Origin of the sequence: Argonema antarcticum A004/B2 (assembly GCF_023333585.1) — a bacterium.
In the GTDB taxonomy this organism is placed as follows: domain Bacteria; phylum Cyanobacteriota; class Cyanobacteriia; order Cyanobacteriales; family Aerosakkonemataceae; genus Argonema; species Argonema antarcticum.
This window is the reverse complement of the sequence record NZ_JAIQZN010000060.1, coordinates 37,799-45,589: the sequence shown is the minus strand read 5'-3', so window position 1 is coordinate 45,589 and position 7,791 is coordinate 37,799. Positions and strand designations below refer to the sequence as shown.

Here is a 7,791-nt window from a genome sequence, read left to right as displayed (position 1 = left end):
CGACTTTAGTTCATCTGTACTATTCAATCGCTTTTTTGTTGATGTGTGACAGTTGAGGGTGCGGAATGTGGGCTATAAGTTCAATGTTCGTGTTTCTTCTTCGGAAAGTCGAATGAAGTACACAAGAGAAACCCGGTTTCTCAGGTGAAGCGCGATCGCACTCAAATATCAACTTCCTTAAACCAGCATCAAATATGATATAATTGACGCAAACTGACTTCAGTAAAACCAGATGAAAGCCATTGAAGTAACAGGAACCCTGGATGAAAAAGGGCAATTATCCCTCGACCAACCCATTGAAAATTTTGCCCCTAGTCGCGTGCGAGTTATCGTACTTTTTCCCGAAGTAATAGAAGAAGCAGAAACCGATCCTGATGATACTCCCATTGAAGAAGTGAAGGCCAGTCTCAGGAGAGCATGGCAGGAAGCTAAATCTGGACAACGCATACCTCTTTCTCAAATGTGGGAGGGAATAGATGTCGAATGACACGCCTTTTGTCCAGATTGATACAGAAACCCGGTTTTTTCAAAAAACCGGGTTTCTGCCAAATACATAATTTGTCGAAAATGTCAATACCTTAAGCAGGCCCGATCGCATCAATCAAAGCTTCAAGTGCTAGAGCAACATGAGTCCAGTGCGTTCCCCCTTGACAAAATACAACGTATGGTTCACGCAAAGGCCCATCAGCCGAAAACTCCAACGTACTGCCCTCGATAAACGTACCGCCAGCCATCACCACCTGACTCTCATAACCCGGCATATCCCAAGGAACGGGTTCCACATAAGAATCGATCGGCGAATGCTGCTGAACGACCCGACAAAAAGCGATCAGCTTCTCAGGCGAACCCAGCTTAATAGCTTGAATGACATCCCGCCGGGGTGCCAAAGGCAAAGGATTCACCGGATAACCCAACTTGTCGAACACATAAGCCGTCAGGTGATTGCCCTTCATCGCCTCGCCTACCATTTGCGGTGCCAAAAACAAACCTTGAAACAGCAAACGATTCTGATCGAATGTAGCACCCCCAGCACTGCCAATTCCCGGTGCCGTCAGGCGACAAGCGGCAGCTTCCACCAAATCTGCCCTACCAGCAACGTATCCGCCAGCAGCAACGACAGTCCCGCCGGGATTTTTAATCAACGACCCAGCAATCAAGTCAGCACCGACATGAGTGGGTTCCCTCTCCTCGATAAATTCGCCGTAGCAATTATCCACAAAGCAAACTGTGTGGGGATTTTGCTGTTTGACGATATAAACTATTTTCTCAATATCGGCGATCGAGAGGCTAGGACGCCAAGAATAACCGCAGGAACGCTGAATTAACACCAAGCGTGTACAGTACCCTATCCCTTGAGAGAGGGCTTGCCAGTCCACACTTCCTTCGGCAGTCAGAGACAATTCTCGGTATTTAATGCCAAAATCAATCAATGATCCCTGACCCTGACCTCGCAAGCCAATGACTTCTTCAAGTGTGTCGTAGGGCGAACCTACGACAGCCAGCATTTCATCTCCCGGACGCAAGACGCCAAATAGGGCGCAAGCGATCGCGTGAGTGCCAGAAACAAACTGCACCCGCACTGTTGCTGCTTCGGCACCCATGATATCGGCAAACACCTTATCCAACGTCTCGCGCCCCAAATCATCGTGCCCATAACCGGAAACACCGGCAAAATGATGGGCACCTACCCGATGACGCCGAAACGCTTCCAGCACTCCTTTGAGATTTTGCTTGACCTTAGCGTCAATACGAGAAAAAATCGGAAATAGTGCCTGTTCTGCTGACAGCAGCTGTTGAAGGCTGTTCATTAATTCCTCATTCACGATATAGCTATGCGGATTTTAGGGTTCCGCAGATTGGGCTGCACAATTCGTATCAAGGTTACTGCATGACGCTTGCCACCTCGACCAAACTTCGCCCCCATTGGGTTGTGATCCTTTTCATGGTTGCGATTCACACCGCTGCCATCTTCGCCTTCCTTCCCGGCAACTTTAGCTGGGCAGCTGTAGGCTTAGCTGTTTTTCTCCACTGGGTGACGGGTGGTTTGGGCATCACCCTGGGCTATCATCGCCTAGTCACCCACCGCAGTTTTGAGACTCCCAAGTGGCTAGAATATCTCCTAGTTTTCTTCGGGACTTTAGCCATGCAAGGCGGGACAATTGATTGGGTGGGTATGCACCGCCTCCATCATTTGCACTCGGATAGCGAAGGCGATCCACATGACTCCAATCAAGGATTTTTGTGGAGTCATTTGGGCTGGATGCTTTATCAGCTACCGCAAACAAAAGAAATTCCTCGTTTCACGAAAGACATTGCAGAAGATCCAGTTTATCAGTTTTTACAAAAGTATTTTCTCCCACTCCAAGTTCTCCTGGGCGTAGTGCTTTATCTGCTGGGCGGCTGGCCTTTTGTACTTTGGGGAATCTTCGTGCGTTTAGTTGCGGTATACCACTGCACTTGGCTAGTCAATAGCGCCACGCATAAATTTGGCTATCGCACTTATGAGTCTGGCGATCGATCCACCAACTGCTGGTGGGTAGCGGTGCTAGTCTACGGTGAAGGTTGGCACAACAATCACCATGCCTTTCAATATTCTGCTCGTCACGGTTTGAAGTGGTGGGAAATTGACATGACATGGATGACTATTCAATTATTACAAACCCTTGGTCTGGCCACCAATGTAAAACTAGCGCAGCAAAAGTAGGTAATTAGGGAATTTCCAATTTCCAATTTTAGATTTCAAATTTGAAATTTAAAATCTGAAATGTCATCGGAAATTCCCTACCTATTAAAATCGTCCATTTCCTTGAACAATATGCTTAAGCGTTGTCAAGCTTTCCATACTAATCAACCCCCGCCGATGGCCTTTTTGGTTAGACATACCCAGAAAAATACCTTCGCTTCTTGAGGGATTGCGAGAAAATCTAGGGCTGGCATTGATGTAAGTCGAGGCGCTATTCACCCCCAAGGCAAACTGACGACTTTCCTGATAAGATTCTGTGACAATACTATCAGCGTGACCGCTGCTGTATTGGTTAATCCAGGCGATCGCTTCTTCTAGGCTATTCACCACTTTAAAAGCCACCGTCTTGGTTAAATAAGGTTCGCCCCACTCTGACTCGTTAGCCAGCTTCAAATCTGGAAACTCAGCCATTAACTGGGCATCTGCTCGAATTTTAAAGCCCTTTTCCTTCAAGCTGTTCCAAAGCGTGACCAAAGAAGAGGGCTTTTGATTGGTGTGGATGAGAACTTTCTCGATCGCATTAACCGGATCTGGTTCGCTCTGATGGCTATCTAAAATCATCCAGCGAGCTAACTCCAAACTACCAGATGGTGCCCAGAAAAGGTAACAGTTGCCCATCCCCGATTTTAAGACCGGCACAGTTGACTGCCTTACCACTTGCTGGACTAGACTGGGGCGACCGTAGGGAATCACTAAATTTACGTATCGATCTTGAGTTATCAAATCTCGCAGTGAACTCCCCCGATCGGATGGTAGCAGTTCCAGAGATCCTACCGGCATCCCAGTCTCTTCCAACGCTGACTGCAAAGCAGTTGCGATCGCCCCATTAGAATGACTCGCCTCAGTTCCGCCTCGCAGAATCAAACTATTCCCTGTTTTGATACACAAACCCGCCGTCAGCGCCCCCAATTCCGGGAACGCCTCATACACCAATGCGATCGTCCCCAAAGGCATCAACTGGCAGTAAGTCTGGGATTGTTCGAGTTGATAAGAAGCATTCATCACCCGCCGCAAGGGATCGGACAACTCTCCTAACCGTTGTAACATTTGGATCGTCGTCTGGAGGCGTTCGGGTGTCAGTTTCAGCCAATCTAAAATTAGGTCTGGCACTGCCATCTCTCGACTCGCCAAAAGGTCGAGAGTATTTGCTTCCAGAATGTCGTCTGAGGCGCGTTTAAGCGCTTGTGCCATTGCCACAACGGCACGGCTGCGATCGACTCCCTTGGTAGTGGCTAAGCCGAAGGAGGCTCGATAGGCGCGGCGAACCGCGATCGAATCTGGTGTTGCATCAAACGGTTCAGCGGTCATAATTGAGCGAACGCCTGTAAGCTAACCAGTTTATCAGTGCTACTACTTCCAGCAGCATAACTGGCACTATTACCAAAAAGAAATTGTGGGAGCCTATATGAAAGTTTAAAACCCAAACCAGCCAGATACCAGGCAACACCAAGCCACAGAGAAAAGCTATGGGCAAGTAATATTCTTTCCACCCTGTAGCTTGATGCCACCGACTCCCTGTCCATAGCCAAGCTTTCTTGTAGGGATAGGTTGTAGATAGTTGCTCGATTACATATTCGCTTTTTTCCACAACAAAGATTTGCTGACAGCGATTGCAGCCAAAGGCTTCTGTCAGCACGATCGGCACCAAGCGACCCTTTCGTCCGCAGGGACAAGGGTATTCAGTATTTAAGTCTATCTTTTGGGATTTTGGAGATGGCACAAGCGGTCTTATCGCAAACCGAGTTTATCCAAGGGCATCGAGAACATTTTTAGCGATCGCTATTTATTTTGACATCCTCCCTTAGCAACAGCCCCTTAAACGGTATAGAAGAGGATGTCTGGAGTCGCTTTCTCTTATCGTATGTAAAACAAAGCGATTTCCGGTCATTTTATCGTAATATAGTTACAGGTTTTATAGGCAAATATTACACTTGCCTTGGATAACCATTTTGTAAGGTGTGACCCTCACCGGACGTACTACCACGCCCTGTATTGCCTCGGGCAGCGTTGGGAAATGCTTTTTTGATAATGTTCGCACTGCCATTCACATCCGAATTACTATACTATAAATGGCTATTGATGGCTATAAAGTCAATGAAATTTTACAATACTTTAAAAGCGGGTAACGCGATTCGAACGCGCGACATTCACCTTGGCAAGGTGACGCTCTACCACTGAGCTATACCCGCAACCACTCACTGTTCTTACTATCGCAAAATAATTCCTGTCTGTCAACTATAAGACAGCAATTATTTTGGATATCCTAGCTCAGTCCTTCCAGTCCGGCTGACTCTCTGGGAGCGATCGCACTTTTCAGGGAAGCAGGTATAGCTAGGGGCTAGGGGCTAGGGGCTAGGGGCTAGGGAAGAGGGAAGACGGAAAAGGTTACTGCGTAAGGGATTTGGATAAGAAGTAAGAGTTGGAGTTGCCCTAACCGACTTTCGTCGGTTGCTATAAAGGCTGGAGATCGGCATTACTCTTGATTTGACGCATCAAATTCGCCATTTCCAGGGCGTTCATCGCATAATCCCAGCCCTTATTGCTCTTAATTCCCGCCCGTTCTAGGGCTTGCTGCATCGTGTCTGTGGTCACTATGCCAAAAATCACCGGAATTCCAGTCTGAAATCCCGCCGCCGCGATACCCTTGGAGACTTCAGCAGCGACATAATCAAAGTGAGGAGTTTGACCTCGGATCACCGCACCCAGGCAAATCACCGCATCATAACGCTGGGTCATTGCCATTTGACGAGCCACCAAAGGCACCTCAAAACTGCCCGGAACCCAAATATAATCTACCTGAGTGCCGTGAGGATCTGTATCGACGCCGTGGCGTTTCAGGCAATCTTGACATCCCTCCAAAAGCTTGGTCGTCACCAGGTCGTTGAATCGACCGATCACGATCGCAAATCGCAGAGATTCCGCCTGAGTAAAATTTCCCTCAAAAACTGCCATTTAAATACTTCCTTGTCATTAGTCATTACTCAAGAGTCATTAGTTATTAGTCTTTTACTAATTGACCTCTCCAGAAATTAAAGGTGCGTTACCTAGAACCCTTGTAGAGACGTTGCATGCAACGTCTCTACATCTTGGAAAGGAGAGGTCTAATGACTCTTGACCAATGACTCTTGACCAATTAACTTGGCTCAAACCACAAAATAACTCAACGCACCGACTACAAGCACCAAAACAACCCAGCCACCGGAACCCAACCACAGTAAGCGTTTGGATTGATCCCAGTTCTGAGGTGAGGCATAGGCAACAGGGACGCCTACAACCATAACAAAAGACAAGGCGACTAAAGCAAACAAAGCTAATTGAAACAAGATTGTCATTTTCCGCTTCTCCCAATACAGCAACTCTATTCGATCGCACTCAGCAGCTAAAGCCGCGAATAGCTTACATCCACAAGTTTCCAGCCCGAAAGCTTTAGCTCGTTTTTCGGTAACAAGGTCTACCGTCTTAAGGCATTTTATCAGGAGAGCGACACGCCTTTGACCAGATCGATCGCGCACTGCAATACCATTTCATCAAGTCAAAATTCAAAAGTTTAATAAACTAACCCTTCTCTGTAACTTTTGTCAATGAGTTAATATACTCACAGTAAATGTTAGAAGTAAGGTTACACTCAATTAGTAACTCAAGTTGCTAGTTACTTGCTTTCTGGGTACGTAGTTGCGCTTCAGCGCTTTTATCCCAGTTGTCATAAGAGCTAGAAAGCGCAACTACCTACCTAACTCCAACTCTTCCCTTTTCCCTTTCCCGTAGCTATCTGAGTGTAAGCCCAATGGATGAAAACCGCGTCCCAGCTTATCTGAATCTGATTCAACAACTGCTAAGTTGTCCCAAGGCTGAAGAAGCGGAGATTTTACAGGCTAATTCAGAATTGCTGGATTTGGGGTTTCTGCTAGCTTGCGAGATAATAGCAGAAAAGTTGGCAGAGTCAGGAAACGAGAATGGGGCTGATTTCTTACGAAATCTTGCCAGTCAGCTAGGGAATATCGAACAAGCGATCGCATCATACACCGCCGCACTCCAAGTCCGAATCAGGGAAGATAGAGCAGATAATATCGAAAAAGCGATCGCATCATACACCGCCGCACTCCAAGTCTACACCCGCGAAGCCTTTCCCCAAGATTGGGCAATGACCCAAAATAATCTGGGAAATGCCTACAGAGACAGAATCAGAGAAGATAGAGCAGATAATATCGAAAAAGCGATCGAATCATACAACGCCGCACTCAACGTTGTCACCCGCGAAGCCTTTCCCGAAAATTGGGCAATGACGCAAAATAATCTGGCACTTGCCTACAGTGACAGAATCAGGGGAGAGAGGGCAGATAATCTGGAGAAAGCGATCGAATTTTACAACGCCGCACTCAAAGTTTACACCCGCGAAGCCTTTCCCGAAAATTGGGCAATGACGCAAAATAATCTGGCACTTGCCTACAGTGACAGAATCAGGGGAGAGAGGGCAGATAATATCGAAAAAGCGATCGCATCTTACAATGCCGCCCTCGCCGTTCGCACCCGCCAAGCCTTACCCCAAGATTGGGCAAAGACGCAACATAATCTGGCTGCTGCCTACAGTGACAGAATCAGGGGAGAGAGGGCAGATAATCTGGAGAAAGCGATCGAATCATTCAACGCTGTACTCGATGTCTACACCCGCCAAGCCTTACCCCAAGATTGGGCAATGACGCAAAATAATCTGGCAAATGCCTACAGTAAGAGAATCAGGGGAGAGAGGGCAGATAATCTAGAGAAAGCGATCGAATTTTACACCGCCGCCCTCACCGTTAGCACCCGCGATGCCTTTCCCCAAGATTGGGCAATGACGCAAAATAATCTGGCAATTGCCTACAGTAACAGAATCAGGGGAGAGAGGGCAGATAATCTGGAGAAAGCGATCGAATTTTACACCGCTGTACTCGATGTCTACACCCGCCAAGCTTTTCCCGAACAATGGGCAAAGACGCAAAATAATCTGGCAACTGCCTACAGTGACAGAATCAGGGGAGAGAGGGCAGATAATCTAGAGAAAGCGATCG

Annotated in this window: 8 protein-coding genes and 1 tRNA gene; 3 read left to right on the top strand and 6 right to left on the bottom strand. The window is 47.3% G+C overall.

Annotation, left to right across the window (positions count from 1 at the left end; translation table 11 throughout):
* Window positions 1-232 precede the first annotated feature (232 nt).
* Window positions 233-487, top strand: a complete 255-nt coding sequence (locus LAY57_RS23020) for a type II toxin-antitoxin system RelN family antitoxin (RefSeq protein ID WP_249069310.1) — start codon at window positions 233-235, stop codon at window positions 485-487.
* 91 nt (window positions 488-578) lie between these two features.
* Here LAY57_RS23020 and LAY57_RS23015 read toward each other — a convergent pair whose 3' ends face one another.
* A complete protein-coding gene (locus tag LAY57_RS23015) occupies window positions 579-1,808 on the bottom strand; it encodes a methionine gamma-lyase family protein (protein WP_249069308.1) in 1,230 nt (409 codons plus the stop codon).
* Window positions 1,809-1,888: 80 nt separating this feature from the next.
* On the opposite strand from LAY57_RS23015, the gene LAY57_RS23010 reads away from it, so the two are divergent.
* Window positions 1,889-2,704 carry an acyl-CoA desaturase gene (locus tag LAY57_RS23010; protein ID WP_249069307.1) on the top strand — a complete coding sequence of 272 codons (816 nt, stop codon included), beginning with the start codon at window positions 1,889-1,891 and terminating at the stop codon, window positions 2,702-2,704.
* An 84-nt stretch (window positions 2,705-2,788) separates the two neighbouring features.
* Here LAY57_RS23010 and LAY57_RS23005 read toward each other — a convergent pair whose 3' ends face one another.
* From LAY57_RS23005 to psbZ, 5 genes are all read right to left on the bottom strand, one after another.
* The gene (locus tag LAY57_RS23005) at window positions 2,789-4,051 is read right to left on the bottom strand and encodes a glutamate-5-semialdehyde dehydrogenase (protein WP_249069299.1); all 1,263 of its coding nucleotides are present in this window, start codon (window positions 4,049-4,051) and stop codon (window positions 2,789-2,791) included.
* A complete protein-coding gene (locus tag LAY57_RS23000; RefSeq protein ID WP_249069294.1) occupies window positions 4,041-4,463 on the bottom strand; it encodes a hypothetical protein in 423 nt (140 codons plus the stop codon). The genes LAY57_RS23005 and LAY57_RS23000 overlap by 11 nt, the downstream gene beginning before the upstream one ends.
* 397 nt (window positions 4,464-4,860) lie before the next feature.
* A tRNA-Gly gene (locus LAY57_RS22995) sits at window positions 4,861-4,932 on the bottom strand.
* 262 nt (window positions 4,933-5,194) lie between these two features.
* The gene (gene ribH / locus LAY57_RS22990; RefSeq protein ID WP_249069292.1) at window positions 5,195-5,695 is read right to left on the bottom strand and encodes a 6,7-dimethyl-8-ribityllumazine synthase; all 501 of its coding nucleotides are present in this window, start codon (window positions 5,693-5,695) and stop codon (window positions 5,195-5,197) included.
* 191 nt (window positions 5,696-5,886) lie between these two features.
* Window positions 5,887-6,075: a photosystem II reaction center protein PsbZ gene (psbZ, locus tag LAY57_RS22985; protein WP_249069322.1), complete on the bottom strand. Its 189-nt coding sequence runs from the start codon at window positions 6,073-6,075 to the stop codon at window positions 5,887-5,889.
* 452 nt (window positions 6,076-6,527) lie between these two features.
* On the opposite strand from psbZ, the gene LAY57_RS22980 reads away from it, so the two are divergent.
* A partial coding sequence (locus LAY57_RS22980) for a tetratricopeptide repeat protein (protein ID WP_249069290.1) occupies window positions 6,528-7,791 on the top strand: 1,264 nt, incomplete at its 3' end.